The 25,678-nt window shown below is 71.3% G+C and carries 26 protein-coding genes; 12 read left to right on the top strand and 14 right to left on the bottom strand.

The features are described from left to right. Positions 1-41: 41 nt before the first annotated feature. The 3 genes from GJ743_RS03065 to upp all read right to left on the bottom strand — a co-directional run bounded on the left by GJ743_RS03065 (position 42) and on the right by upp (position 2,822). Complete coding sequence (locus GJ743_RS03065; protein ID WP_328288734.1) at positions 42-509, bottom strand: MarR family winged helix-turn-helix transcriptional regulator; 468 nt, start codon at positions 507-509, stop codon at positions 42-44. A 318-nt stretch (positions 510-827) separates the two neighbouring features. Further along, positions 828-1,646, bottom strand: a complete 819-nt coding sequence (locus GJ743_RS03060) for a winged helix-turn-helix domain-containing protein (protein WP_155050466.1) — start codon at positions 1,644-1,646, stop codon at positions 828-830. 543 nt (positions 1,647-2,189) lie between these two features. Next, positions 2,190-2,822, bottom strand: coding sequence for a uracil phosphoribosyltransferase (gene upp, locus GJ743_RS03055; protein ID WP_155050465.1), 633 nt, complete (start codon positions 2,820-2,822; stop codon positions 2,190-2,192). Positions 2,823-2,871: 49 nt separating this feature from the next. Between upp and tadA the strand changes: the two genes are divergently transcribed. Beyond that, entirely contained in the window at positions 2,872-3,351 is a 480-nt protein-coding gene (gene tadA / locus GJ743_RS03050) for a tRNA adenosine(34) deaminase TadA (RefSeq protein WP_230386411.1), read from the top strand. A 34-nt stretch (positions 3,352-3,385) separates the two neighbouring features. Here the strand turns inward: tadA and GJ743_RS03045 are convergent, their stop codons facing one another. The 3 genes from GJ743_RS03045 to GJ743_RS03035 all read right to left on the bottom strand — a co-directional run bounded on the left by GJ743_RS03045 (position 3,386) and on the right by GJ743_RS03035 (position 7,390). Beyond that, entirely contained in the window at positions 3,386-5,560 is a 2,175-nt protein-coding gene (locus GJ743_RS03045) for a carboxypeptidase-like regulatory domain-containing protein (RefSeq protein ID WP_155050464.1), read from the bottom strand. A 121-nt stretch (positions 5,561-5,681) separates the two neighbouring features. After that, positions 5,682-6,431 carry a glutamine amidotransferase-related protein gene (locus GJ743_RS03040; protein ID WP_155050463.1) on the bottom strand — a complete coding sequence of 250 codons (750 nt, stop codon included), beginning with the start codon at positions 6,429-6,431 and terminating at the stop codon, positions 5,682-5,684. After that, positions 6,428-7,390 (bottom strand): cation diffusion facilitator family transporter, encoded by a 963-nt coding sequence (locus tag GJ743_RS03035; protein ID WP_155050462.1) that lies wholly within the window; start codon positions 7,388-7,390, stop codon positions 6,428-6,430. Before GJ743_RS03035 ends, GJ743_RS03040 begins: the two co-directional genes overlap by 4 nt. 23 nt (positions 7,391-7,413) lie before the next feature. On the opposite strand from GJ743_RS03035, the gene proC reads away from it, so the two are divergent. Further along, positions 7,414-8,259, top strand: coding sequence for a pyrroline-5-carboxylate reductase (gene proC / locus GJ743_RS03030; RefSeq protein WP_155050461.1), 846 nt, complete (start codon positions 7,414-7,416; stop codon positions 8,257-8,259). A 96-nt stretch (positions 8,260-8,355) separates the two neighbouring features. Here proC and rlmC read toward each other — a convergent pair whose 3' ends face one another. From rlmC to GJ743_RS03015, 3 genes are read right to left on the bottom strand one after another with little or no spacing between them, the layout of a single operon-like run. Continuing rightward, complete coding sequence (gene rlmC / locus GJ743_RS03025) at positions 8,356-9,480, bottom strand: 23S rRNA (uracil(747)-C(5))-methyltransferase RlmC (RefSeq protein WP_328288733.1); 1,125 nt, start codon at positions 9,478-9,480, stop codon at positions 8,356-8,358. Between the two features lie 23 nt (positions 9,481-9,503). Next, complete coding sequence (locus GJ743_RS03020; RefSeq protein WP_155050460.1) at positions 9,504-11,135, bottom strand: ABC transporter permease; 1,632 nt, start codon at positions 11,133-11,135, stop codon at positions 9,504-9,506. Beyond that, the gene (locus GJ743_RS03015; protein WP_155050459.1) at positions 11,132-12,103 is read right to left on the bottom strand and encodes an ABC transporter ATP-binding protein; all 972 of its coding nucleotides are present in this window, start codon (positions 12,101-12,103) and stop codon (positions 11,132-11,134) included. Before GJ743_RS03015 ends, GJ743_RS03020 begins: the two co-directional genes overlap by 4 nt. 124 nt (positions 12,104-12,227) lie before the next feature. Between GJ743_RS03015 and GJ743_RS03010 the strand changes: the two genes are divergently transcribed. Next, on the top strand, positions 12,228-12,626 hold the full coding sequence (locus tag GJ743_RS03010) for a hypothetical protein (RefSeq protein WP_155050458.1): 399 nt from the start codon (positions 12,228-12,230) through the stop codon (positions 12,624-12,626). 72 nt (positions 12,627-12,698) lie between these two features. On the opposite strand, the gene GJ743_RS03005 is transcribed toward GJ743_RS03010, so the two are convergent. Both GJ743_RS03005 and GJ743_RS03000 read right to left on the bottom strand, forming a co-directional pair. Continuing rightward, on the bottom strand, positions 12,699-13,367 hold the full coding sequence (locus tag GJ743_RS03005) for a potassium channel family protein (protein WP_155050457.1): 669 nt from the start codon (positions 13,365-13,367) through the stop codon (positions 12,699-12,701). Then, positions 13,360-14,805: a TrkH family potassium uptake protein gene (locus tag GJ743_RS03000; RefSeq protein WP_155050456.1), complete on the bottom strand. Its 1,446-nt coding sequence runs from the start codon at positions 14,803-14,805 to the stop codon at positions 13,360-13,362. Before GJ743_RS03000 ends, GJ743_RS03005 begins: the two co-directional genes overlap by 8 nt. Before the next feature lie 70 nt (positions 14,806-14,875). Between GJ743_RS03000 and GJ743_RS02995 the strand changes: the two genes are divergently transcribed. After that, positions 14,876-15,316: an ArsR/SmtB family transcription factor gene (locus tag GJ743_RS02995; protein ID WP_155050455.1), complete on the top strand. Its 441-nt coding sequence runs from the start codon at positions 14,876-14,878 to the stop codon at positions 15,314-15,316. Between the two features lie 37 nt (positions 15,317-15,353). On the opposite strand, the gene GJ743_RS02990 is transcribed toward GJ743_RS02995, so the two are convergent. Then, entirely contained in the window at positions 15,354-15,863 is a 510-nt protein-coding gene (locus GJ743_RS02990) for a GNAT family N-acetyltransferase (protein WP_155050454.1), read from the bottom strand. 138 nt (positions 15,864-16,001) lie between these two features. On the opposite strand from GJ743_RS02990, the gene GJ743_RS02985 reads away from it, so the two are divergent. Continuing rightward, positions 16,002-16,100, top strand: a complete 99-nt coding sequence (locus tag GJ743_RS02985) for a 30S ribosomal protein bS22 (RefSeq protein ID WP_003792170.1) — start codon at positions 16,002-16,004, stop codon at positions 16,098-16,100. Positions 16,101-16,179: 79 nt separating this feature from the next. Further along, positions 16,180-16,461 carry a glutaredoxin family protein gene (locus tag GJ743_RS02980; RefSeq protein ID WP_328288732.1) on the top strand — a complete coding sequence of 94 codons (282 nt, stop codon included), beginning with the start codon at positions 16,180-16,182 and terminating at the stop codon, positions 16,459-16,461. A gap of 22 nt (positions 16,462-16,483) precedes the next feature. Here the strand turns inward: GJ743_RS02980 and GJ743_RS02975 are convergent, their stop codons facing one another. Both GJ743_RS02975 and aspS read right to left on the bottom strand, forming a co-directional pair. After that, positions 16,484-17,734 carry a cation:proton antiporter gene (locus tag GJ743_RS02975; RefSeq protein ID WP_328288731.1) on the bottom strand — a complete coding sequence of 417 codons (1,251 nt, stop codon included), beginning with the start codon at positions 17,732-17,734 and terminating at the stop codon, positions 16,484-16,486. Between the two features lie 122 nt (positions 17,735-17,856). Beyond that, positions 17,857-19,200 (bottom strand): aspartate--tRNA(Asn) ligase, encoded by a 1,344-nt coding sequence (gene aspS / locus GJ743_RS02970; RefSeq protein ID WP_328288730.1) that lies wholly within the window; start codon positions 19,198-19,200, stop codon positions 17,857-17,859. A 153-nt stretch (positions 19,201-19,353) separates the two neighbouring features. Between aspS and GJ743_RS19360 the strand changes: the two genes are divergently transcribed. From GJ743_RS19360 to ccsB, 6 genes are all read left to right on the top strand, one after another. After that, the gene (locus GJ743_RS19360) at positions 19,354-19,965 is read left to right on the top strand and encodes a hypothetical protein (protein ID WP_230386410.1); all 612 of its coding nucleotides are present in this window, start codon (positions 19,354-19,356) and stop codon (positions 19,963-19,965) included. A 191-nt stretch (positions 19,966-20,156) separates the two neighbouring features. Next, positions 20,157-20,801 (top strand): histidine phosphatase family protein, encoded by a 645-nt coding sequence (locus GJ743_RS02965; RefSeq protein WP_328288729.1) that lies wholly within the window; start codon positions 20,157-20,159, stop codon positions 20,799-20,801. Between the two features lie 113 nt (positions 20,802-20,914). Then, a complete protein-coding gene (locus GJ743_RS02960) occupies positions 20,915-21,493 on the top strand; it encodes a TlpA family protein disulfide reductase (protein WP_196216893.1) in 579 nt (192 codons plus the stop codon). 15 nt (positions 21,494-21,508) lie between these two features. After that, complete coding sequence (locus tag GJ743_RS02955; RefSeq protein ID WP_155050452.1) at positions 21,509-22,261, top strand: cytochrome c biogenesis CcdA family protein; 753 nt, start codon at positions 21,509-21,511, stop codon at positions 22,259-22,261. Continuing rightward, complete coding sequence (gene resB, locus GJ743_RS02950) at positions 22,239-24,035, top strand: cytochrome c biogenesis protein ResB (protein WP_328288728.1); 1,797 nt, start codon at positions 22,239-22,241, stop codon at positions 24,033-24,035. The genes GJ743_RS02955 and resB overlap by 23 nt, the downstream gene beginning before the upstream one ends. A 100-nt stretch (positions 24,036-24,135) precedes the next feature. Continuing rightward, a complete protein-coding gene (gene ccsB, locus GJ743_RS02945) occupies positions 24,136-25,188 on the top strand; it encodes a c-type cytochrome biogenesis protein CcsB (protein WP_155050469.1) in 1,053 nt (350 codons plus the stop codon). The last annotated feature ends 490 nt before the right edge of the window (positions 25,189-25,678 follow it).

Below are 25,678 nucleotides of genomic sequence, written 5' to 3'. Positions count from 1 at the left end.
CATTTCCAGCGGCGATCACTCGCGTCGGGGGTCGCGCCGGGTCACTCCGCAGCGTGCGGGTTCGCCGGCGGCTGGCCCTGCGCCTCGCGCAGTCGGTCGCACAGGTCGATGAGCTGCCGCAGCTCGGCCTCGTCGAGCGTCCCGCCGACGCGATCGGTGATCGCCTCCATGTGGTGGATGGCGGCGCGCCGGAACTCCTGGAAGCCCTTCGCGGTGAGCTGGACGATCGTGCCGCGGCCGTCGAGCGGATCGTGGCTCTTCTCGACCCATCCGCGCGCGGCGAGCCGGTCGACGAGCCGGCTCACGCTCGGCTGCGAGATGAGGACGTGCCGGTTGAGCTCCTTCAGCCGGAGGTGTCGGCCGGGCGCACGCGAGATGTTGAAGAGCACGTCGTACTCGTTCAGCGACATGACCTCGGTCGGGAACTCGGCCGAGAGCCGCCGCATGATCGAGACCTGGGCGCGGAAGAGCGCCTCCCACGCCGCCACGGCCATCGCGCGATCCGCCAACCTCGGCTCCTCTCCTCGACCCGGCGACTCGCGGTCGCCGATGAGACCAAGGATAGGGACGCATGGACTTCCGTGGAGGCGCAGTGGACGGGATGGCGCGGAGGGCCCCCCTCAACTGGGGGCGGACACGGTTGAGGGCCGGTCGTAGAGGCTGACGACCGGCCCTCTCCCTTGCACCAAGAGTGTCCTGCAATCACATTCCGCACCGGCCGCCACAGCAAACAGCCGGTGCTCTTCGAATATATAACGGATCGGTAACGGGCGCTAGTGGAATGTGCCCCGAATGCGGGGGAGTTTCCCGAGGGATCCTCGGGCCGCTCAGAAGACGTCGGGGCTCGGCGTCGACGCCTGGCGGATCGAGACGTCGGCGTGACGATCGAAGCGGTAGCCGACGCCGCGGACCGTGCGGACGATGTCCTGGTAGTGCGCGAGCTTGGAGCGGAGCCGGCGGATGTGCACGTCGATGGTGCGCTCGTTCGGGATCTCGTCGTCGCCGGCCCACAGGCCGTCGATGAGCTCGTGGCGGTCGATCGTGCGGCCCTCGCGGAGCACGAGGTACTGCAGCAGCTCGAACTCCTTGTAGGTCAGCCCGGCGGGCTCGCCGTCGAGCAGGACGCGCTTGCGCGAGATGTCGATGATGACGCCGTCGGGGTGGCGGTCGGCGTCGTCGCTGAGCCCGTGCGCCTCGCGCTGGCGGGCGAGCGCGGACGGGTCCTGCAGGGCGAGGCGCACGACGTCGACGTCGCGGCCGCCGGCGCCCTCTGGGGCGAGGGCCACGGCGGCGTAGGTCTCGGCGGAGGGTGCGAGTTCGGTCGTCAGCGTGCGGAGGGCCTCGACGATGCGGTGCAGGTTCGTGCCGTCGGCCGCGGCCTTGAGCTCGTCGATACCGACGTAGAGGACGAAGCCGCGCGCCTCGGTGCCCTCTGGCACGGCGCGAGGGCGCGGTGCGGCAGGCGCGGCGGCCGTGCCGGCCGCCGGAGCCGGCGTCGCGGCCGGAGCGGCGGGAATGACCGGAGCGGCCGGGAGGACCGGAGCGGCGGGCCGCGCGGCGGCCGGCTGGGGCCGGTACGCGACGGGGTGGGCCGTGCGGGCGACGGGGTGTGCGGTGCGGACGGCGGGAGCGAGGGTGGGAGACATGGCGGATCCTTGTGCTGAAGATGCGTCGACGGCCCCGTCTCGGCGGGGTCGGAGCGAATGGCCCGATTGGGCCGGGGAGAACCCGATCAGTGGTGTCGGGTTCGACGGAGCCGTTCCGATCCGGGTGGGAGCGGTCGCGTGCTCGGCGGGGGTTCGCTGGTCAGCGGCACATTCGACAACACATGGGCGCACGCGCCGGCATCATCGTGCCGGCAGTCCACTGAGCCTCGAGGGCGGTCAGGGAGCGTGCGGTGTCAGTCATGAGCGAAAGTCAAACCCAGGTCCCCGGATGTGTCAAACCGTGACCACCCGATGACCGTGCGTGACGTCGCACGCGGTGCGCGAGGCGTGCGCGCGATGGGGGAGGTCCGGGTGGGACATCCCGGGCTGCGAAAGATCCTTCGATCCGAAGTGAGTTTCTCGAATCTTGCCAGATCGATCGCCGTACGGCGTGTCTCACAGTGCAGATCCTGCGAGGTGAGGGGTTCGTAACACGAAACGGTCGCCGACGCCACGCCGTGACGCGGGCGCCCGAAGAGCGGGTCAGACGGTGCCGTAGAGGCGGTCTCCGGCGTCGCCGAGGCCCGGCACGATGTAGCCGTGCTCGTTGAGCCGCTCGTCGACCGCGCCGAGCACGACCGTGACATCACGACCGGCCATGGCCTGCTCGACGGCCTGCAGCCCCTCGGGCGCGGCGAGGATGCAGATCGCCGTGACATCCGTCGCGCCGCGCGCGAGCAGGAAGTCGATCGCCGCGATGAGCGACCCGCCGGTGGCGAGCATCGGGTCGAGCACGAAGCACTGCCGGCCCGACAGGTCGTCGGGCAGGCGCTCGGCGTAGGTCGTCGGCTCGAGCGTCTCCTCGTTGCGCGCCATGCCGAGGAAGCCGACCTCGGCCGACGGCAGCAGCTTGACCATGCCCTCGAGCATGCCGAGCCCGGCTCGGAGGATCGGCACGATGAGCGGCTTCGGGTCGGCGATGCGCACCCCCGTCGTCGGCGCCACCGGCGTGACGATGTCGACCGGCTCGACGCGCACCTCGCGCGTGCCCTCGTAGGCGAGGAGCGTCATCAGCTCCTCGACGAGCGAGCGGAACACGGGGGAGGGCGTGGCCTCGTCGCGGAGCACCGTGAGCTTGTGGGTGACGAGCGGGTGGTCGGCAACGTGGACTCGCATAGGCTCGAGTCTAGTTGCGGGGGTTCCGCCGATGAGAAGGGGCGAACGGATGCCGGTGCAGCGCCCTGAGCACGTCGAATGGATGCGGCTCGCCCTCGCCGAGGCATCCGCCGCCCTCGTCTCGGGCGACGTGCCAGTCGGCGCGGTCGTGGTCCGCAACGGCGAGGTCATCGCGACCGGGCGCAACGAGCGCGAGCTCCACGAGGACCCGACGGCGCACGCCGAGCTGATCGCGATCCGCGAGGCCGCCCGCGTCACCGGCGACCGCCACCTCACCGACTGCACGCTCGTCGTGACGCTCGAGCCGTGCGTGATGTGCGCCGGCGCGATCCTCGCTGCGCGCGTCCCGACCGTCGTGTTCGGCGCCTGGGACGAGAAGGCCGGCGCCGCCGGCTCGGTCTACGACGTGCTGCGCGACCGTCGGCTGAACCACCGCGTCGAGGTCATCGGCGGGGTCTCCGCGGAGGCGACGTCCGCGATGCTCGTCGAGTTCTTCGAGCAGCGGCGGAGCCGGGTCGAGGAGCGCTGAGCGCGCACCCCGGCACGGCTCCGCCGCGTCCGGTTCAGTCCAGTTGGTGTGCGAAGGTCCGCAGCCGGGACTCGGTCGTCGGGCGGATGGCCTTCAGGCGCGGTTCGGGTTCGGGTTCGGGTTCCGGTTCGGGCTCGGGCTCGGGCTCGGGTTCCGGTTCGGGTTCCGGTTCGATCGGATATCGGCCGTCGATCCCCCCGGTCTCGCTTGCGGCGGCCACCTCGACGGCGACGGCGGTCGACGCCGTCGTCCCGCCTCCGTGGTACAGCTCGGCGACGAAGCTCGCCGGGTCGCCCGGAGTCGCGAGTCGACCGAAGGCGACCCCGTACCGACCGGGGTAGAGGTCGAGCGACCAGGAGCCGTCCGCCTGCACGGCCGCGTACCGAGCGTCGCCGGACCGGGGGGTCTCCGCCTCCGGGTAGACGGCCACGACGCGGTCCGTCAGCGGCACGGACTGGCCCTCCGGTGTGGTCTCGAGGACCGAGCCGCTGATGCGGCCTCGTGCCTCGAGCACCTGATGGGCGAGCTGGACCGACGTTCCGCCGACGACCGTGATCGGGATCGCGTCCGCGAGCCGCGCGGCATCGCGGTACCACCTGACGCCGAGGCCGTATGGCACGAGTTCGGGGTTCGGCGACGGGTGGTCGAACGAGACCCGGTAGGAGCCGTCCGGGATGTGCCCGAAGGTGAACTTCCCGAACGCGTTCGGCCAGGTGGAGGCGACCACCTCGCCGGTCGGGGTGGTCAGGGTCGCACGCACCATGTCCGTCGCGGACCATCCGGCCGAGACGCTGCCCGAGATCGATGCCGTGCCCAGACGGAAGGGAAGCCGGTCGCGGATGACCCCCAGGCTCCCGCCGGCCTGGATCCACACCGGAACCGGCGTGACCCCCGGCGCCTCCGGCACGAAACCCGACGCGGTGTACACCCATGTGTCGAGCCGGTACTCGACGCGGAGCTCTGCGAGCGTCGGGAGGTACGGCGCCGCGTGGAACGACGAATAACCGCTGGGGTCGGTTCCCGATCGGAACGACTCGCCGCTCGCGATGGACGTGACGACGGTGACCGCACCGGGTACGGGCGTGCCGTCCTGGTCCGTCACGACGATGGAACGCTGGACGGGGCCGACCGTCGGCGGCTCGACGTCGGGGTAGACGGCGTCGATGCCCGAGGTCTCGACGGCGGGTTCGACGGTCACGACCGTCGCCTCGGACGGAGACACCTTGCCGGCGTGGTACTGGTCGGGGACGAACACCTTCTTCGTCTCGCCCTCCGGAGCGAGGTAGCGGCCGAACGCGACCTGGTACTCGCCGGGTGCGAGATCGCGCGACCACGATCCCTCGGGTGCGAACAGCACGACGTACGACGCGTACTGGCGGGTCGGAGGCTGGTCGACGGGATACACCACGACGGCTCGCGCGGGATCGGCGAGCGTCGTCCGCGTGTCGTCGGCGCCCTCGGTGAGCAGTGAGCCGGAGAGCCGTCCCTTCGCCCCGAGGCTGACGTCGACCCCGTCGACCACCTCCCCGTCCGCGATCGTGACGATGACTCGGGGCGACGGCATCGAACCGAACGGCGCGTCGATGCCGCCGCACGTGCAGTTCGCCCAGGCCTCGAACGTTCCGGCGGTGACGTGCGGGACGGTGAATCGGCCCGAGGCGTCGGATGTCGCGAAGCTCCCGCCGCTGCCCCAGCCCGCGCCGCCGACGCGCCGCACCTCGACCTCGGCATCAGGCACGGGGTTGCCGAGTGCACTCAGTACCGTCCCCGAGATCGTGCCGGTGCCGAGGCTGATCGGCATCGACGCGTCGAGTCGCGCGCCGCCTGCCGCCGAACTGACCAGGGTCGGCAGCCTGGTCCCCACGTCCGAGGTGAACCCGTCGGAGACGCGATCCCACTTGCCGCCCTGTCCCACACCGGACCAGGTGACGCTCACGCGGTACGCCGTCGGGTCGGCCGGCGCCTCGGTGAAGGCCGCAACGCCCTCGGAATCGGTCACCGCGCTGACCTGATCGCCGTCGTCGACGGGCGCGAGGATGACGTAGGCCTCCTCGAGCGGGCGGCCCGAGTCATCCGTCACGAGGATCGAGTCGTACACCACGTCATCGGCGGCGGTCGCCGCTATCGCGGGAGCCGGGACGGCCAGCCCTCCGAGCAGCAGACCCGCCGCCGCGATCGAGAACCAGCTTCGGGATTTCGGGCGCGGCATACACGTCCTTCAGGGAGGGGACGTGGCCGGGACCCACGTCGGTCGACGACTGCAGGGCGCGCGTCGACGTGGAGCCTATCGGACGCCGCGAGCCGTGGTCCAGCGCGATCGCGCGTCGAATTCAGCTCGCGCGCGGCAGCGCGCCGCGGTGCCCGAGCCCGTCGACGAACTCGCCGAGGATCGCGGCCGACGCGGTCTCGGCGGCCGGACCGCAGGTGACCTGAAGGTCGCGCATCTCCGCCACGCCGAGCCCGTACTCCGGCAGCTCGTCGCCCCAGGCGGCGAGCCAGTCCTCGTGGATCTCACGGTCGACCTCGGGGTGGAACTGCACCGCGAGCAGCCAGTCGCCGAGCCGGAACGCCTGGTTGGCGTACTGCGGCGAACCCGCGAGCCGTTCCACTCCCTCGGGCAGGTCGAAGGTGTCGCCGTGCCACTGGACGAAGCGCACCCCGCGCGCGTGCCGCACGGGCGAGCCCTCGCCCGCGTCGGTGAGGTCGACGCCGAGCCAGCCGACCTCCTTGCGCGGGCCGCGGTAGACCTCGGCGCCGAGCGCAGCGGCGAGCAGCTGCGCGCCGAGGCAGACGCCGAAGATCGGCGCCTCGGCGGCGATGCGCGCGCGCAGCAGGTCGAGCTCGTGGGCGAGGTACGGGTATTCGTCGGTCTCGTACGCGCCCTCGTCGCCGCCGAGCACCACCACGAGGGCGGGCGCGAGCGGGTCGACCGCGGTGACGTCCTCGTGCGGGGCGTCGAGGAACCGGATCTCGTAGCCGTGCGCCTCGAGCGTCGGCCCGAGGTTGCCGAGGCCGATGGCGGAGTCGTGGCGGAGCACGAGCGCGACGGGGCGGCCGGCCGTGCCGGCGGCATCCGTCATTCGAGGCCCTTGATGACGATGGCGTCGGTGGGGGGCGCGGCGAGGTTCGGATCGACGTAGATGTCGGGCTCGACGTAGATCACGCGTGCGGCGGGCACCGCGTGGCGGATCCGCTGCTCGATGACGTTGATCGCGGTCGACACCTCGGCCAGGGTCTCGCCGCCGTGGAAGCCCAGCTTCGCGGCGACCAGCAGCTCGTCGGGCCCGAGGTAGAGGGTCTTCATGTGGATGATCCGCTCGGCCTCGGGGCCGGCGAGGATCGCCTGCTCGATCTTCTTCACGTCGGACTCGTTCGCCCCCTCGCCGACGAGGAGGCTCTTCGTCTCCATGCCGAGGATGATCGCGACGACGATGAGCAGCGTGCCGATCATGAGCGTGCCGATCGCGTCGAAGATCGTGTTGCCCGTGATGACCGTGAGGCCGACGCCGAAGAGGGCGAACACCAGGCCGAGGAGGGCCGCGACGTCCTCGAGGAGGACGACGGGCAGTTCGGGGGCCTTCGCACGGCGCACGAACTGCACCCATGTCTGCTTCCCGCGGATGAGGTTCGACTCCTTGACGGCGGTGCGCAGCGAGAACGACTCGAGGACGATCGCGATGACGAGGACCAGGATCGGCAGCCACGGCACCTCGAGCTCGTGGGGGTGCTGGATCTTCTCGACGCCCTCGTAGATCGAGAACACGCCGCCGACCGAGAACAGGATGATCGAGACGACGAACGCGTAGACGTAGCGTTCGCGCCCGTAGCCGAACGGGTGCTCGCGGTCGGCCTCGCGCTTGGCCTGGCGGCCGCCGAAGAAGAGCAGCAGCTGGTTGCCGGCATCCGCCACCGAGTGGACGGCCTCCGCGAGCATCGACGCCGACCCGGAGAAGAACCACGCGATGAACTTCGTCACGGCGATGCCCGTGTTCGCGAGGAATGCCGCCAGGATCGCCTTCGTGCCGCCGGATGCGCTCATGCGCCAATCCTAGGATGGCTGGCATGGCCCCCTCGCAACCCGTTGACCTGCCCGCGATCGCCTTCCTCGGCGCCGGATCGATGGCCCGCGCGGTGCTCGCCGGCCTGCTGCAGCCGCACGTCTCCGCGGCCGGGATCACGGCCACGAACCGCAGCGCGGCGCGGGCCGCCGAGTTCGCCGACGAGCCGCGCGTGACGGCGTTCGCGACCGAGACGGATGCCGCGGCGAACCGCCGCGCGGTCGCCGGCGCGAAGCTCGTGGTCGTGGCCGTGAAGCCGGCGATGGTGCCCGACCTGCTCGACGAGATCGGCGACGCGCTCGAGCCCGGAGCGATCGTCGTGAGCGTCGCCGCCGGCGTCACGGTGGCGACGTTCGAGGCGCACCTGCCGTCGCACGTCTCGGTCGTCCGCACGATGCCGAACACGCCCGCCGTCGTCGGCCGCGCGGTGACCGGGGTGTCGGCGGGCACGCGCTCGACCGAGGCCGACCTCGCGCTCGTGGTCTCGCTCTTCGAGACGGTCGGCGAGGTGCTGGTCGTCCCCGAGTCGCAGCTCGACGCGCTCTCGACGATCTCCGGGTCGGGGCCCGCGTACGTCTTCCTCCTCATCGAGTCGCTCGAGCGGGCGGCGATCGCGAAGGGCTTCACCCCCGAACAGGCCGCCGTCATGGTGCAGGGCACGTTCCGGGGCGCGAGCGAGCTGCTCGCGGCATCCGTCGACGACCCCGCCGAGCTGCGCCGACGCGTCACGAGCCCGAAGGGCACGACCGAGCGCGCGATCGCGGTGCTCGAGGCGGCCGACCTCGAGGGCCTCTTCGCCCGCGCGACCGACGCCGCCCTCGCCCGCGCCCGCGAGCTCGCCGCCGGCTGACCACCTTTCTCAGGAGGTTTTCGGCGCGTCGCGGTCAGGCCCGGCGTGTCCTCCTGAGAAGCGTACGGATGGCGCGGCCGTTCCTGAGAAGAGCGGTCAGGCGCGCTCGAGGAGGACCATGACCTCGAAGTGCGTGGTCTGCGGGAACATGTCGAACACGCGCCCCTTCACCGGTCGCAGCGACGGCATCGCCGCGAGGTCCTTGGCGAGCGACGCGACGTTGCACGACGAGTAGAGCACGTGCGCGGCATCCGACCGCTCGAGCCAGCCCGCGAGCTCGGTGCCGATCCCGCGGCGCGGCGGGTTCACGACGACCAGGTCCGGGGCGGATGCCGCGGCGAGCGCGAACTCGGTCGCGTCACCGGCGGCGAAGCGCACACGCGACAGCGCGGCATCCGTTCGGCTCAGCTCGGCGCTCGCGACCGCCTCGACGCTCGTCTCGATCCCGGTGACCGCGGTCTCGCCCCCGGCGAGGTGCAGCGCGAACCCGCCGACGCCCGAGTAGAGGTCCCAGGCGTCCTCAGGCGCGAGGTCGCGGATCCAGTCGCGCGCCTCGGCGTACAGCGCCTCGGCGATCGTGGTGTTCGTCTGGAAGAAGCTCTGCGGGCGAAGGTGCATCGTCACGTCGTTGAGGCGCATCGGCAGCGTGTCGGCCTCGGTGAGCACGACCTCGTCGGCGCCCTCGAGCACGGCCTTGTGCTCGGGCAGGAGGTTCGCCGTGACGACGCGCGCCTGCGGGAGCTCGGCGAGAAGCGTCGGCAGGTGCTTGCGCATGCGCCCGAGCGGCTCGGTCGAGCGCAGCACGAACCGCACCATGAGCTCGCCGTCGGGCGACTCGGTGACGATGAGGTGCTTCAACTCGCCGCGGCGGGCGGCCACGTCGTACGGTGCGATGCGCGCGAGCGTGATGAACCTCGCCAGCACCGGGAACGCGGCGCGATGCCCGGGGGAGCAGATCCCGCACGCCTGCAGGTCGACCCCGTGGCCGTCGGCGTCGAGGATGCCGATCGTCGGGGCGTCGACCGTGCCGCCGACGACCATCTTCGCCTTGTTGCGGTAATCGCGCTCGCCGCTCGCGATGGGCGGCAGCCACTCGGGCACGTCGAACGGGGCGAGCAACTCCTCGGCATGCGCCTGCTTGTCGGCGAGCTGGGCCGGGTACGGCCGGCCCATGAGCGAGCACGACCGGCAGCGCCCCGCGTCGAAGTAGGCGCAGTCCACTCCTCAAGGCTACGCGGGTGGATTCAGCCGTCGGTCGTGAGCTCGCGTCGACCCATCGCGACGACGGCGACCGCGATCGCCGCGGCGCCGATCCCGAGCATCCAGAAGCCGCCGGTCCAGTCGACCTCGCCGCCGACGGGCAGCGGCGAGTGCGCGAACGGCGACAGGTCGTGCAGCCAGTCGGGCAGGCCGAGCAGCTCGCCGAAGATGCCGAAGAACGCACCTGCGGCGAGGAGCGCCCAGGAGACCGGGATCGTCAGCCGCGGTGCGAGCACGAAGACGACGAGGCCGAGGCCGAGGAAGACGAGCGCCGCCGGCGCCTGCGCGAGCGCCGACTTCAGCGCGTTCTCGGCCGAGGCCGCCGGGTCGTCTGAGGCGAGCGAGCCGAGCAGCGCGCCTCCCGCGGAGAGCACGAGGATCACGAGGATCGCGAGTGCGCCGACGAGGGCGTAGCCCCCCAGCCAGCCCCGTCGCGGCACGGGGGTCGCGAGCACCGGCTCGGCCGAGCCGTGCGCCTCCTCGAGCCGGGCCCGCATGACGGCCTGCAGCGCGGCCGCCGCGGCGAGGATGCCGACCATCGAGAAGAACGTGACCGTGAACGCCTCCTCGAGCGACGCGCCGGGGCCGGCGACCTGCTGCAGGGTCTCCGCGATCGCGGGGGCGTCGGAGCCGATCTGGTCGACGAGCGGCGTGAGGGTCGTCGCCAGCGCACCCGCGACCACCGCGCCGACCGCCCACGACGCGATCGCGCCGGCGTTCAGGCGCCACGCGAGTCCGACGTGACCGCGGAGCAGCGGGCCGGCGGTGGCCCGCCCGGCACGGCCCGGCAGCAGGCTCGCTCCGCTGTCGCGCGCCGACTGGAAGACGAACACCAGCCCGACGAGCACCACGGCGAGCCCGATCGAGAGCAGCAGCGGCGTCAGGTCGTTCGCGTCGAACGGCTCGGTGCGCTGGGCCCAGCCGATCGGCGACAGCCAGCTCGGCCAGGCCGCGGTGCGGACGAGGCCGTCGTCGGATGCCTCGCCGAGCGCGTCGCCGAGCCCGCGGACGACGTACGCGGCGAGTACGAGCGCGACCGAGAGCGCGTTCGCGCTGCGCGACGTGCGGAACAGCTGCGCCGCGACGAGCCCGACGCCGAGGAAGGCGACACCGGTCGCGCCGACGGCGAGGCCCGTGACCGCCGAGCCCCCGGCATCCAGCCCGCTCGCCATGAACGCGATCGCCACGGCGATCGCGAGGAGGAGGTTCGCCAGCACGCCGTGCACGACCGTGGCGACGGTGGGCAGCGTACGCGCGGCCGGCGTCGCCGCGACGAGTTCGGCGCGGCTCTGCTCCTCGTCGGCTCGCGTGTGGCGCACCGCGAGGAACGTGCTCATCAGGCCCGCCATCAGGCCGAGGAACGCGAGGATCAGGAAGACCGCGAATTCACCCTCGCCGGCGCCGTTCGGCGTGCCGCGGAAGATCAGGATCGCGGGAGCGACGATCGTCAGGCGCAGGATGGACTCGCGCTCCGACTCGTCGCCGAAGGTGCTGCCGACCGCGGCCGTCGCCATGAGGGCCAGGCCCGCGGTGCCGACGATCCACAGCACGAGCTGGAGCCGATCCCGTCGCGCGCGCTGCGCGACGAGCGGGACCAGCAGGGCGATCGGGGTCACCGCGACGCCTCGGCGCCGGCGGCCGATCCCGAGCGGGCACCGTCGCCCGCGGCATCCGCCATCGCCGGATCGTCGCCGTAGTGGCGCAGGAAGAGCTCCTCGAGCGATGGCGGGGCGACCGTCAGCCCCTGCACGCCGAGCCGGCCGAGCTCGGGCAGCAGCGTCGCGACCCGGTCGCTGTCGGCCGTGAACTGCACGCGCCCCGCGTTGACGACCACGTCGTGCGCGCCGTCGAGCGACTCGACCGCCGACTCCTGCCCGGGGACGTGCACGAAGGCGACCGACGAGCGGGTGAGGTGCCGGAGCTCGGCGAGCGTGCCCGCCTCGACCCGGCGCCCGGCTCGGATGATGCTCACCCGGTCGCAGAGCGTCTCGACCTCGGAGAGGATGTGGCTCGAGAGGAGCACGGTGGCGCCCTCCGCGGCGACCCGGGCGATCTCGCGATTGAAGACCTGTTCCATGAGCGGGTCCAGCCCGCTCGTCGGCTCGTCGAGGATGTACAGCTCGGCGGGCGTCGCGAACGCGGCGACGAGGGCGACCTTCTGCCGGTTGCCCTTCGAGTAGGCGCGCCCCTTCTTCCGCGGGTCGAGCTGGAAGGCCTCGACGAGCCGCGCCTTCCGCTCGGCGTAGGCGGCTCGATCGGCGGTGCCGCCGCGAAGCCGCGAGAGCAGGTCGATGGCCTCGCCGCCTGACAGGTTCGGCCACAGGCTCACGTCGCCGGGGACGTAGGCGACGCGACGGTGCAGCTCGGCGGCATCGCGCCACGGGTCGCGGTCGAACAGCCGCGCCTCTCCGCCGCTCGGCCGCGCGAGGCCGAGCAGGATCCGGATCGTGGTGGACTTGCCCGCGCCGTTGGGGCCGAGGAAGCCGTGGATCTCTCCCGCCGCGACCTCGAGGTCGAGGCCGTCGAGCGCGACCGTGCGGCCGAAGCGCTTCTCGAGGCCGCGAATGCTGATGACGGTGGTCATGCGCGCGATGCTACGCGCGTGCGCCGGTCGGCCACCAGCGGCGCGCGAGCCGGTGCGGCGACGGCACCCGTGCGGCCCGCGGCCGTGTCATCCACCGCCCCGGATCGCAGGTACGCTCAGCGACATGGAGCCGCTCGACGTCATCGCTCTCGCCGGCGAGGTGATCGCGTGGGTCGCGCTCTCAGCAGGCGGCGTGCTGCTGCTCGCGTTCGCCTTCGCGCGTATGGCCGACGGGGCATGGGATGCGATCGAGGTGGCCGTCGTCGAGCGTGACGACGGGACCGTGGTGCGCTGGTTCGCGGGCGGGGAGTTCCACGAGCGGCCCCTCGAGCCGGGCGAGGAGCCGAAGCCGGATTCCGAGGACGGCGAGCCCCTGGCCTGGGTGCGCCGCCGCAGCCCCGACCGCCTCCGGTTCGAGGCGACGTCGCACGTGCCGCGCGTGCTCGGCACGATCGCGGTGATCCTCGTCGGTCTCGGCATCGTCGCGACCGTCGCCTCGACGGTCGCGGGCGTGGTCGGCTGAGCCCACCGCGAACCGGGTCGGCCGACCCGGCAGGCTCGGGCGGATGCCTCGGCGCCCGCCCCGCGGCATCCGCTATTCGAGCGCCGCGAACTTCTCGATGTCGCCCTCGGTGCCCGACACGATGATCAGGTCGTGGTTCGACACCACGGTCTTCTCGGTCGCGTACGTGAACGGCTTGCCCGGGCTCTTCACGCCGACCACGGTCACGTTGTGCCGCGACCGGACGCCGGAGTCGGTCAGGTTCTTGCCCCGGATCGGCTTCGGCGGGTACATCTTCACCAGCGCGAAGTCGTCGTCGAACTCGATGAAGTCGAGCATGCGACCCGAGACCAGGTGCGCCGTGCGCTCGCCCGCCTCGCGCTCGGGGTAGATGACGTGGTTCGCGCCGATGCGCTCGAGGATCTTGCCGTGCGAGCTCGAGATCGCCTTCGCCCAGATCTGCGGGATCTTGAGGTCGACGAGGTTCGCCGTGATGAGCACGGAGGCCTCGACCGACGAGCCGACCGCGCAGACCGCGATCGAGAACTCCTGGGCGCCGATCTGCTTCAGGGCGTCGAGCGACTTGGCGTCGGCGACGACGGCGTGCGTGACGCGCTCGGCCCACTTCTGCACGAGGCTCTCGTCCTCGTCGACGGCGAGCACCTCGCGACCGAGGCGGTCGAGCTGGCCGGCGGTGGCCGCCCCGAACCGGCCGAGTCCGATGACGAGCACTGGGGCGTCGTGCTTGATGCGATCAACCAACGATGGGCCTCTCTTCCGGTCGTCTGAACAACTGGCGCTTCTGCGCGGCCGCGAGGGCCGCCGCGAGGGTGACCGTGCCCACGCGTCCCATGAACATCGTCGCAGCCATCACGTACTTCCCCTCGGGCGGCAGCGACTCGGTGAGCCCGGTGGAGAGCCCGCAGGTCGCGAACGCGGAGATCACGTCGAAGAGCACGAAGTCGAGCGCCGACTTCGTGATCTGGGTGATGATCACGGTCGAGACGGCCACGATGGTCGCGCCCCACAGCACGACGCTGACGGCCAGGCGCAGGATGTCGCGGGGGATCCGCCGCCCGAACGCCTCCATCGCGGGCGCACCGCGCGCCTCCGCGTAGGCGGCGAGGAACAGCACCGCGAGCGTCGTCACCTTGATGCCGCCCGCGGTCGACGCGGAGCCGCCGCCCACGAACATGAGCATGTCGGTCACGAGCAGGCTCGAGCCGTAGAGGTCGGCCATGTCGATCGTGGCGAAGCCGCCGGACCTCGTCATGGTCGACATGAAGAACGCCTCGTAGAAGGTCTTCAGGAAGCTCAGCCCGCCGTAGGTCTTCGGGTTGTTGTACTCGAGCACGAGGAACGTCACGGCGCCGGCGATCCAGAGCACGATCGTCGTGGTGAGCGTGAGCTTGACGTGCACGCTCCAGCGGCGTGGCCTCCTCCACGTGCGCAGCAGCGTGAAGATCACCGGGAACCCGAGGCTGCCGAGGAACACGGCGAGCATCATGAGCGACTGGAACCAGTAGTCGTCGAAGAACTCGACCGGCCCCATCGGGTTCGGGTTGAAGCCCGTGTTCGTGAAGGCGCTCACCGAGTAGTAGGCCGAGTACCAGAGGCTCAGGCCGAAGTCGTAGCCCTTGGCGAGCACGCTCGGCATCATCCCGATCATGACCGCGGCCTCGATCGCGAGCGTGCTGATCGCGACCGTGGCGAGCAGTCCGCCGACCTCGCCGAGCCGCACCGCCTGACGCTCGGAGACCGGGCCGGCGTGCACGCGCGACGGGTTCGTGTCGCTGGCCGCGATGAGCTTCGCGCGCAGGCCGAGGCGCCGCGAGACCACGAGGCCCAGGATCGACGCGAGCGTGAGGACGCCCATGCCGCCGACGTTCATGCCGATGAAGATGATCGTGTTGCCGAACGGCGACCAGTGCGTGGCCATGTCGACGGTCGTGAGGCCGGTCACGCAGATCGTCGAGACGGCGGTGAAGAAGGCGTCGTGCAGCGGCGTGCCGCCGGTGCCGGAGCCGGCACGCGCCAGCGGCAGCGAGAGCAGGGCGGTCGTGATCAGGATGAGCGAGGCGAACACGAGGATCGCGAAGCGCGACGGCGAGCTCTTGACGAGGAAGTCGAAGGCGTCGCGAACGCCGGCGATCCATGAGCGTCGGGCAGGTCCCCGACGACCCACGGTGTGCGAGGCCATCCGCCCTCCTCCGCTCGACGCGAGAGTCATGGTACTCCCCGGCTCCGGCGCGACTGGCTACCCTTGCACCATGGCGGACATCTTCGACGTGGTGGCGGATCCGACCCGACGCGACATCCTCGGGGTGCTGCTCGACCGGGAGACCTCCGAGCCCGACTCGGGCGGCGAGATCAGCGTCGGCGAGATCGTCACGGCGCTCGGGGTGAGCCAGCCGACCGTGTCGAAGCACCTGAAGGTCCTCCGCGAGTCCGGCCTGGTCGGCGTCCGCGAGGAGGGCCAGCACCGGTACTACCACCTCGACCGAGCGCCGCTGGAGCGTCTCGAGGACTGGCTGATCCCCTTCGTGACGACGGATGCCGCGGCCGACGCCGTGACGTTGGCGGGCGCAGACGCCGACGCCGAGGAGGCCCTCAACGACGACCAGCGCGCGTTCGCGTCGGCGCTCGGCAAGGCCTTCGCCGACACGGCCCGCCAGGTCACCGCGGTCGTCGGGGCGAAGCGCCGCCGCTAACACGCGTGCGCGCCGGCCCGCCGGCGGCGCTCGGCGGTCAGCGCAGGCGCTTGACCATCTCGAGCTCGAGCCCGCCGGGCTCGAGTTCGTACTCGCGGCTGTGCCCGGTGTAGGCGAAGCCGCGGCGCTCGTAGTAGCGGCGCGCTCGGGGGTTGTCCTCGTGCACCTCGAGCCGGAGGGTGTCGGCGCGGCCGGTCGCCCAGCGCTCGATCTCGTCGAGCAGTGCGTCGGTGACCCCTGACGCGCCGCCTCGTCGGTCGGGCGTGACGTAGACGCCGACGAGGAGCGGACCGGTCGCGGCATCCGGCACGTAGCAGCCCATCGTGCCCACCCAGCGGTCGCCCTCGATCGCGACGATGACGGTCTGCAGGGCCGACTCGCCCCGCTTCGCCCGCGTGCGCCACTCTGCCTCGTCGTATCGGAGGGCCCGCTCGAGCGTGTCGCCGAACGCGATCGGGGTGTCGCGCAGCATCTCGAGACGAAGGTCGCGCACCTCTCGCCAGTCGTCCTCGCGGGTGGTCCGGATGACGAGTTCGGGTGGGGCCATTCCCCGAACCTAGCGGATGCCCCGGGGCGGCCCGATCGATCGGAACGGCACCCCGCGGTCGAATGGGCTAGACTACCGCGGGGCGTTTCCGCCCACGGCTGCGGCACGCGCGGCCGACCCGATCTTTGTGAGGTTTTCGTGGGTTCCGTCATCAAGAAGCGTCGCAAGCGCATGGCGAAGAAGAAGCACCGCAAGCTGCTTCGCAAGACGCGCCACCAGCGTCGCAACAAGAAGTAGTCGCTTCAGCGACCACGGCAGAGCGCCGGGCCTTCGGCCTGGCGCTTTTCGCTGTCTTCTGCCGACGTATCCTGACGGGGTGAACCCGACGCTCCGCGACATCCGCCTCACCCTCATCGGCAAGCCCGGATGCCACCTCTGCGACGACGCGCGCGAAGTCGTCGCGTGCGTGCGCGAGGAGCTCGCCGCGACGCCCGGGTCGCCGCGGACGACGCTGGAGGAGCGCTCGATCCTCGACGACGAGGCGCTCCGCGCGCGCTACGCCGAGGAGATCCCGGTCCTGCTCATCGACGACGAGGTGCACGGGTACTGGCGCCTCGATCCGGTCCGGCTGAAGACGGCGCTGCTCGCGCGCGCCTGACCGGCGCTGCGCCGCCCGCGGGTCAGTCGTCCGAGGCGTCGGGTGGGCGGATGCCGCCGCGCCGACCGACCTCGGGCGTGTCGAGCCAGGTCGCCCTCGCCTCCCGATCGGCGGCTTCGCGCCGCGCGAACCAGCCCGCGATGGGCACGTCGGTCGACGAGTGCGCCACGACCGAGAGCACGATCGCGACGACGGCCACGTGGAACATGAGGTCGGCGTTCGGCGCACCGCTCTGCAGCACGAGCAGGCCGTAGAGCACCGAGGCGAAGCCCTTCGGGCCGAACCAGGCCGCGGTGGCGCGCTCCTCCCACGGCAGCCCGCTGCCGACGAGCGAGAGCTCGACCGCCGCCGGGCGGGCGAACACCATGAGCAGCACGCCGAAGAGGTACGCCGTCCACGGCACGGAGGCGAGCAGCTCGGGCGAGATGAGCGCACCGAACATGAGGATGGCGAGGAGCTTCATGAGCTCGGAGAACTGCCCGCCGAACTCGGCGAACGCGTCGCGCATCTCGGGCGCGGCGGTCGCGATCGTGATGCCCGCCGCGTAGGCGGCGAGGTAGAGGTTCGCGTGCGTGACGGTGCAGATGCCGAGCACGATGAGCGCGACCGCGACCGGCGTGAGCGACGCGTACAGGGGCGTGCGGGAGAAGATCTTCCGGCGCACGAGCCACGCCACGACGAGCGGCACCGCGATGCCGACGGCGATGCCGAGCGCGAGCTCCTCGGCGAGCACCAGCGGCTCGACCTCGGGCCCGCCGACCGTCGCGATCAGGATGAGCACGACCGGCAGCGCGAGGCCGTCGTTGAGGCCCGACTCGACGCCGAGCAGGTGCCGCACGCGGTGCGGGATCTCTGCGCGACCCACGATCGCCGACGCGAACACGGGATCGGTCGGCGCGAGCACCGCGGCCACGAGCGCCGCCTCCAGCCAGCTGAAGCCGAGCAGCCAGACGCCGAGCAGGGTCGTGATGACGAAGGTGATCGGCATGCCGAGCAGCAGCGCCCGGCCGGGAAGGCGCCAGGCCGCGCGCAACTGCTGCAGCGCGACCTCCTGCCCGTCGGTGAAGAGCACGACGAACAGCGCGAGCGACGAGACGGTCGTGACCGTCGGGTCGGTCGGCTCGAGCACGATGACGTCGAGCATGCCGCTGCCGAGGAAGAACCCCGCCACGAGGAAGAGCACCGTCGTCGACAGCACCGTGCGGTGCGCGAACCCCGAGATCAGGATCGCGGCGAGCAGCACGAGTGCGAACGACAGCAGCAGGGCATCCACACGGAGGAGTCTGCCGAAGTCGGCGCGCCCGTGTCATCCGCCCCGCCGCATGCGCGTGCCGCCGCGCCCCGGGAGCACGTCCCCCGGTGGTCGAGTAGCCCGCGCGGCGGGCGTACCGAGACCTACGGCAGCAGGCGCGTCGGGCCGCGGAACAGGTACGTCGTCTCTCGGATCGAGTGCTCGTCGAGCATGAGCATCAGCAGGCGCGCGAGGCCCATGCCGAAGCCGCCGTGCGGGGGCACGCCGTACCGGAAGAAGTCGAGGTAGAACCCGAGCTCCTCGGGGTCGAGGCCCTTCTCCTTCGCCTGCTCGACGAGGACGTCGATGCGGTGCTCGCGCTGCGCGCCCGTCGAGATCTCGACGCCGTTGTAGATGAGGTCGTACGAGTTCGTGAGCGACGGGTCGCCCTCGTGGCGCATGTGGTAGAACGGCCGGATGCTCGAGGCGTAGTCCGTGAGGAAGACGAAGTCGTGGCCGTAGGTCTCCTTGACGTACGCCGAGATCTGGCGCTCGCCCTCGGGGTCCATGTCGGCGTCGGCGCGCGGCACCACGTAGCCGCGCGAGGCGACGATCTCCTTCGCCTCGGCGAGCGGGATGCGCGGGAACGGCGTGGTCGGCACGGTGACCTCGACGCCGAAGAGCTCGCGGATCTCGTCGCCGTGCTTGGCGACGACGGCCGTGAAGCCCGCGACGAGGATCTCCTCGTGCATGGCCATGACGTCCTCGTGCGAGTCGACCCAGCTCATCTCGGCGTCGATCGAGGTGAACTCGGTGGCATGGCGCGAGGTGAACGAGGGGTCGGCACGGAACGCCGGGCCGACCTCGAAGACCTTGCCGAAGCCGGCCGGCTGCGCCATCTGCTTGAAGAACTGCGGGCTCTGCGAGAGGTAGGCCGTGCCGTCGAAGTAACCGAGCTCGAACAGCTCCGCGCGCGACTCGGAGGCCGAGGCCATGAGCTTCGGCGTCTGGATCTCGATCCAGTCGCGCTCGACCCAGTAAGTGCGAAGCGCGTGCAGGAACGTGGTCTGGATGCGGAAGATGAGGTTCTGCTTCGGGTGGCGGAGGTCCAGGAAGCGCCAGTCCTGCCGCTTGTCGAGGCTCGAGTCGGCCGCGATCGGCGTCTCGAGCGCATCGGTCACGACCTCGAGCGACTCGATCTTCACCTCGAGCCCGCCGAGCTTGACGCGCTCGTCGTGCTTCAGCTGCCCGGTCACGCTGATGAACGTGCCGTGGCCGAGCGCCGAGATCTGCTCGGTGAGCGCGAACGCCTCGGCGGCGCCGACGCTGACACCCTCGGGGTCGAGCTCGCGGACCGCCGGGTTCACGAGCTGCACCGCGCCCGACTCGTCGCGCAGGATGATGAACTGCACCTTCTTCTGATCGCGGACCGTCTCGACCCAGCCGGCGACGGTGACCGGGCCGTCGGGAAGGGCGGCGAGCTGCTTGACAGGGGTGCGCGTGTTCACGACAGGCCATCCTACCGGCCGCGGATTCCACGCCCGACCGGCTGTCACTCGCGCCCGCTCGCGCGACCAGGTCGAGAGGATCCTGCGCCGCGAACCGGCATGCGGCAGCGTCGGGGGATCAGCGCGACAGGGTCGAACTGAGAGGATGTCGGGGTGGATCAGGCCGGCGATGCGGGAGCGACGCGCCCGCCGCGTCCCCGGTCGCTGAGAGCCGTCGGCCGTGTCGCCCGTGGCTTCGGACTCGCGTACAGCGGGTTCCTCCTGGCTGCGTCGCTTCTGGGGAGCGTCGGGCCGGCGGGCGCCGGCCCCGCGATGCTGGTCTTCGCCCTGCCGATGGGCGCGATGGTGGTCCGCAGTTGCATGGTCGGCATCCGTGTCCGCGGTTCGGAGCTGGTCATCGTCTCGTGGTTCCGCACGTATCGCATACCTCGCCACAGCATCCGGGATGCCCTGCTGACCGACTACTCGGGGTGGTTCACCAACTTCTCGCCCAGCCGACGGATCAAGATCCTCGACCTGGATGTCGGCGGACGCGACCGTGAGTTCTCGTGCACGGCGATGACTCGCCGAGGTGCGGTCATGGCGACGGCCGAACTCGCTGGAGCCTTCGGCCTCCATGTTCGAGACCTCGACGACGTCGAACTGCCTCCCATGCCGACGCTCGGCCGCTGGGGGAACGGGTATGAAGACCATCCGCCGTACGTCCGCGGAGCGCCTCTGTCGACTGAGCATCCGTCTCAGGAAGCCGAAGCTGAATCGAACTGAAACGGCGAGGCCGGTACTCCGTAGCCTCGGTCATTCCGGGGTCGTTCCGCGCGTGGATGCCGGGGGGCGTATGGTCTCGATACGCGCCTTCGGTGCTACTCGACCACCGGGGGATGCGCCTTCGGTGCTCCTCGACCGCCGGAACCGGCGCTCGGCGGATTCCGAGGGAACCGGTTCGTAGACTGGAGGGCGTGCCGGCCGAGCAGATCCATCTCGTGCGCCACGGCGAGGTCTTCAACCCGCAGGGCGTGCTCTACGGTCGACTCCCCGGTTTCGGGCTGAGCGACCTCGGCCGTGCGATGGCCGAGTCGGCCGCCGACGACCTCGTCGCCCGCAAGCGTCACGTCGCGGCGCTCGTCTCCTCACCGCTGCAGCGCACGCAGCAGTCGGCCGAGCCGATCGCGAAGGCCTTCGACCTCGAGCCGACGATCGACGACCGCATCATCGAGCCGACGAACCGCTTCGAGGGCAAGCGGATGTCGGGGCGCGACTCCGCACTCCGCGACGTGCGCAACTGGGCCTTCCTGGTCAACCCGTGGGAGCCGAGCTGGGGCGAGCCGTTCCGCTCGGTCGCCGATCGCATGCTGGCCGCGATGACGGATGCCGCCGACGCCGTCGACGACGGCGACGTCGTGATGGTCAGCCACCAACTGCCGATCTGGATGGTGCACCGTCGCGTCGCCGGCAGGTCGCTCGCGCACGACCCGCGTCGACGTCGGTGCGCGCTCTCGAGCATCACGACGTTCGAACGTCGCGGCAGCCGGTTCGTCGAGGTCGGCTACCGCAACCCCGCCGCCGGGCTCCAGTCGCAGGCCACCGACGTGGGGGCGGTGTGATGGATCTCGGAATGCGCGGGGTGCGTGATCTCGATACGCGCGCTTCGCGCGCTACTCGATCACCGGGGGTGGTGCGCGCTTCGCGGGCTACTCGATCACCGGGTCGGGCGATCATGGTCGCAGCGCTCGCCGTGGCATCCGTCGTCGCCCTCGCCGGCTGCTCGAGCGACCCGCTCGCCGAGCAGTACCGCGAGGGCAGCGGCAAGGGCTACATCGCGGGCGACGGCACGATCTCGGAGTTCCCGGCCGACCAGCGCGGCGAGCCCGTCGAGTTCACCGGCACGACGATCGAGGGCGAGACGCTCGGCTCGGATGACCTCGCCGGCGAGGTCGCCGTCGTCAACTTCTGGTACGCCGGCTGCGCGCCGTGCCGCGCCGAGGCGCCCATGCTGCAAGACGTGTTCGAGGAGTTCGACGGGAACGGGGCCGCGTTCGTGGGCGTGAACGTCCGGGACCAGGCCGCGACCGCGGCATCCTTCGAGGAGGGCTTCGGCATCACCTACCCGTCGATCGTCGACGCGAACGACGGCGCCGTGCAGTACGCCTTCGCGGGCGACGTGCCCCCGGCGGCCGTGCCGACGACCCTCGTGCTCGACGCCGAGGGCCGGGTGGCCGCCCGCATCCTCGGCCAGTTGAAGGACGCGTCGATCCTCGAGACGATCGTGCGCGACGTCATCGCCGAGCAGGCGTAGCCGCGGCGGCACGACATGGACCTCGGGGAGATCGTCTTCAGCGGGCAACTGCTGGCCGCGCTGCCGATCGCACTCGCCGCGGGCCTCGTGTCGTTCCTGTCGCCGTGCGTGCTGCCGCTCGTGCCCGGCTACCTCGGCTACCTCGGCGGGTTCGCCGACGCGAGCGCCGAGGCCGACGAGGCGCGCCGCGCGCGGCGACGGCTCCTGCTCGGCGTGCTCCTCTTCATCGCGGGCTTCACGCTCGTGTTCCTCGTCTTCACGACGACGTTCGGCGTGCTCGGGGCGTGGCTGGCGCGCTGGTCCGACCTCATCATCCGGGTGCTCGGCGTCGTGCTCATCGTCATGGGACTCGTCTTCATCGGGCAGTTCACGTTCCTGCAGCGCACGTTCAAGCCGTCGTGGCGCCCGGCGACCGGGCTCGCGGGCGCGCCGCTGCTCGGCATCGTGTTCGGCCTCGGCTGGACGCCGTGCATCGGCCCGACGCTCGCGGTCGTGCTCGCGCTCAGCGCCGACTCGGCCTCGGCCGGCCGCGGGGCGCTGCTCGGCCTCGCGTACTGCATCGGCCTCGGCATTCCGTTCGTGCTCGTCGCGCTCGGCTTCGGCTGGGCGGCGAACGCGCTCGCGTTCGTGCGGCGGCACATCCGCGCCGTGAACCTGATCGGCGGCGGGCTGCTCATCGTCATCGGCCTGCTCATGGTGTCGGGCCTCTGGACCATCTGGATGTACGACCTGCAGGCGGTGATCAGTGGTTTCGTCCCGGCGATCTGAGGCTGAGCGAGCGGATGCCGCGTCCGCGCGCGACACGGGCGTCGACCCGTTGCGGCCCGCCGACTACGACGACGGCACGGCGGGTGCGTCCGGTGCGGCCGGTGCGGCTGCCGGCGACGACGCGCCGGCCGCGGGCTCGGCCGGCCCCGAGTCATCCGTCACCGCACCGAAGCTGGGACCGGGGGAGTGGGTGCGCTTCGCGTGGCGGCAGCTGACGAGCATGCGCACCGCGCTGCTCCTCCTGCTGCTGCTCGCGATCGCCGCGGTGCCCGGCTCGCTCGTGCCGCAGCGCTCGAGCGACCCGAACGGCGTCGTGCAGTACTTCGCCGACAACCCCGACCTCGCGCCGGTGCTCGACTCGTTCCAGATGTTCGACGTCTACACGTCGGTCTGGTTCTCCGCGATCTACCTGCTGCTGTTCGTGTCGCTCATCGGCTGCATCATCCCGCGGACGAAGCACCATCTCGAGGCGCTGCGCGCCCGGCCGCCGAAGACGCCCGCGCGGCTCTCGCGGCTGTCGGCGTACACCGAGCGCGAGCTGGCGGGCGGTGCCGACGACGCGCCTGACGCTGCGGCCTCCGCCGCCGCCGAGTCCGCAATCGCCTCCGCGGCCGCCGAGCTGAAGAAGGCCGGCTACCGCGTCGAGCGCTACGACCAGCGCGGCGTGCCCTCCGTCTCCGCCGAGCGCGGCTACCTCCGCGAGACGGGCAACCTGGTCTTCCACACTGCCCTGGTCGGAGTCCTGGTCGCCGTGGCGATCGGCGGGGGGTTCGGCTTCTCGGGCCAGCGCGTCATCGTCGAGGGGCAGTCGTTCGTCAACACCCTCGCGGCCTACGACTCGTTCAACCCCGGCCGGTTCTTCGACGACGGGCGGCTCACGCCGTACCGCCTGACCCTCGATGAGCTCGACGCGGTCTACGAGACCGAGAACACCGACGCGCTCGGCCAGCCGATCGACTTCACGGCGCACGTCACCATCGATGGGCCCGACGGCTCGGCCGAGCGCGACGTGAAGGTCAACGAGCCGCTCTACGAGTACGGCACCGACGTGTACCTGCTGGGCAACGGCTACGCGCCGACCATCACGGTGCGCGATCCCGACGGCGAGGTCGTCTTCACCGACTCGGTGCCCTTCCTCCCGCAGGACGCGAACCTCACCTCGATCGGCGTCATCAAGGTGCCCGACGGCCTGGCCGAGCAGATCGGCATGGTGGGCTTCTTCTACCCGACGCAGTCGACGCTCTCGACGGGTGCGTACACCTCGACCTACCCCGACCTCGTCTTCCCGGTGCTCACGCTCAACGTCTACTCGGGCGACCTCGGCATCGACGACGGCACGCCCCGCTCGGTGTACCAGCTCGACACGAGCGGCATGGAGCAGCTCACCGGCGGGCAGACGGGCGTCGACTCGGTCGAGCTCATGCCCGGCGAGTCGACGGAGCTGCCGAACGGCCTCGGCACGGTCGAGTTCGAGTCGGCGTCGCCGGATGCCGCGGGCGACGACTTCTCGCAGAGCGTGCCGCGCTTCGCGTCGTTCGACGTGCACCACGACCCGTCGCAGGTCTGGGTGCTGGTGTTCGCGCTGCTCATCCTCGGCGGACTGCTGCTCTCGCTCTTCGTGCCGCGCCGGCGTATGTGGGTGAAGGCCGTCACGCGCCCCGACGGACGGGTGGTGCTCGAGTACGCGGGCCTCGCGCGCGGCGACGACCCGGGGCTCGAGCGCGCGGTCGAGGAGTTCGCCGACCGGCACGCCGGCGCGGCCCCGATCCGATGACCCGGTGGTCGAGGAGCGAGCGAAGCTCGCGTATCGAGACCCGACGTAAGGTGGAACAGTGACGCTCGACGAGATCTCCATCATCGCCGTGTACTCGGCGATGGCCGTGTATGCGATCGCGTTCATCGCCTACTCGATCGACCTCGCTCGTCGGTCGGCCGCGTCGGCGCAGGCGACGGATGCCGCGGCCGCGGGCACCTCGGAAGCCCCTGCCGTCGCTGACGCCGGGTCCGAGCGCGAGCCCGTGCTGCAGGGCGCGCCCGCGTCTGCTCCAGCGGCCGCCGGCTCCGCCGGCGGCGGCACCGCAACGCCCCCGCGTGCGGGCAGGGGAGCGGGTGCATCACGTCGTGGCGCAGGCGCGGGCGCCGCGCCATCCGTCGACTACGGCCGCTCGCCGTCGCTGCGCGTGGCCGTCGCGATGACCGTCATCGCCTGGGCGCTGCACCTGGCCGCGACCGTGCTGCGCGGCTTCGCCGCGAGCCGCGTGCCGTGGGCGAACATGTACGAGTTCGCGCTCACGGGCACGCTCGTCATCACGACGGTCTTCCTCGTGGTGCTGCTCATCGCCAAGACCGACCTCCGCTTCCTCGGCACGTTCGTGACCGGGCTCGTGCTGGTGCTGCTCGGCGTCGCGACCGTGAACTTCTACGTCAGCGTCGTGCCGCTGCCGCCGGCGCTGCAGTCCGTCTGGCTCGTGATCCACGTCTTCGTGGCGACCTCGGCTGTGGGCTTCTTCGCGCTCGGCTTCGCGCTCTCGGTCGTGCAGCTCATGCAGTCGCGTCGCGAGGCGATCGTCGCGACCGCCGATTCGGTGAAGAAGTCGTTCCTCGCGACCCTGCCCGACTCGACCGCGCTCGAGAACCTCGCGTACCGCGTGAACATCGTGGGCTTCATCCTCTGGACGTTCACGCTCATGGCGGGCGCCATCTGGGCCGAGAAGGCCTGGGGCCGCTACTGGGGCTGGGACACCAAGGAGGTCTGGACCTTCATCATCTGGGTGGTCTACGCGGGCTACATCCACGCCCGGGCGACGCGCGGATGGCGCGGCTCGCGCTCGGCCTGGCTCGCGATCATCGGCTTCTCGGCGGTGCTCTTCAACTTCACGGTCGTGAACCTCTTCTTCAAGGGGCTGCACGCGTACTCGGGGCTGTGACCCGCGCGCACCCGTCGCGACGACCTCGAGGGCTCCCGCCGGCTTCGGCCGCGGGGGCCCTCGGCCGTCTCCGGGGCGGCTTCGGCGGGCGAGCGGATGCCGCTGGCGGGCCCGCTCGAACCGCCGTTCGATGCGCGACACGCCCGGGATGCAAGCCCGATTTGCCCGGGGGTTCGGCGGCACGTAGATTCTTCTTCGTTGCCACGGCAGCCGGGAGCGAGAAGCTCGCGGGGCAGGCAGCGAATCCCAGCCAAACAGCCTCGTAGGCGCCTCGTGCGACTCGGTTGCTTCAAGCCTGGGAACACAGATCACCACCACCTCCCGCTCGGGTTCGAGCGGTTCCGGAACGCCCAGCGTTCGGGAATGCGGTGGTGGTACAGTAGGGAAGTTGCCCCGGTGGGGCCGGCTCGGTTCCGAGACGGTCTGTCGGGTGCGTCCGTTCCTTGAGAACTCAACAGCGTGCACTATGTTCAATGCCAATTTTTTGAAC

This window comes from Agromyces bracchium (assembly GCF_009709675.1).
Lineage (GTDB): Bacteria > Actinomycetota > Actinomycetes > Actinomycetales > Microbacteriaceae > Agromyces > Agromyces bracchium.
Note: the sequence above shows the minus strand (reverse complement) of the source record. Positions and strands in the feature narration are given on the sequence as shown.

Coding starts and splice junctions, on each gene's coding strand:
- GJ743_RS02955 (WP_155050452.1), top strand. CDS start 21,509: ATGGACCTCGGGGAGATCGTCTTCAGCGGGCAACTGCTGGCCGCGCTG.
- GJ743_RS03035 (WP_155050462.1), bottom strand. CDS start 7,390: ATGAGCGCATCCGGCGGCACGAAGGCGATCCTGGCGGCATTCCTCGCG.
- GJ743_RS02960 (WP_196216893.1), top strand. CDS start 20,915: ATGGTCGCAGCGCTCGCCGTGGCATCCGTCGTCGCCCTCGCCGGCTGC.
- GJ743_RS02995 (WP_155050455.1), top strand. CDS start 14,876: ATGGCGGACATCTTCGACGTGGTGGCGGATCCGACCCGACGCGACATC.
- GJ743_RS03060 (WP_155050466.1), bottom strand. CDS start 1,646: ATGTCTCCCACCCTCGCTCCCGCCGTCCGCACCGCACACCCCGTCGCC.
- upp (WP_155050465.1), bottom strand. CDS start 2,822: ATGCGAGTCCACGTTGCCGACCACCCGCTCGTCACCCACAAGCTCACG.
- GJ743_RS03040 (WP_155050463.1), bottom strand. CDS start 6,431: ATGACGGATGCCGCCGGCACGGCCGGCCGCCCCGTCGCGCTCGTGCTC.
- GJ743_RS03010 (WP_155050458.1), top strand. CDS start 12,228: ATGGAGCCGCTCGACGTCATCGCTCTCGCCGGCGAGGTGATCGCGTGG.
- ccsB (WP_155050469.1), top strand. CDS start 24,136: ATGGCCGTGTATGCGATCGCGTTCATCGCCTACTCGATCGACCTCGCT.
- GJ743_RS02990 (WP_155050454.1), bottom strand. CDS start 15,863: ATGGCCCCACCCGAACTCGTCATCCGGACCACCCGCGAGGACGACTGG.
- GJ743_RS03000 (WP_155050456.1), bottom strand. CDS start 14,805: ATGGCCTCGCACACCGTGGGTCGTCGGGGACCTGCCCGACGCTCATGG.
- GJ743_RS03045 (WP_155050464.1), bottom strand. CDS start 5,560: ATGCCGCGCCCGAAATCCCGAAGCTGGTTCTCGATCGCGGCGGCGGGT.
- proC (WP_155050461.1), top strand. CDS start 7,414: ATGGCCCCCTCGCAACCCGTTGACCTGCCCGCGATCGCCTTCCTCGGC.
- GJ743_RS03015 (WP_155050459.1), bottom strand. CDS start 12,103: ATGACCACCGTCATCAGCATTCGCGGCCTCGAGAAGCGCTTCGGCCGC.
- tadA (WP_230386411.1), top strand. CDS start 2,872: ATGCCGGTGCAGCGCCCTGAGCACGTCGAATGGATGCGGCTCGCCCTC.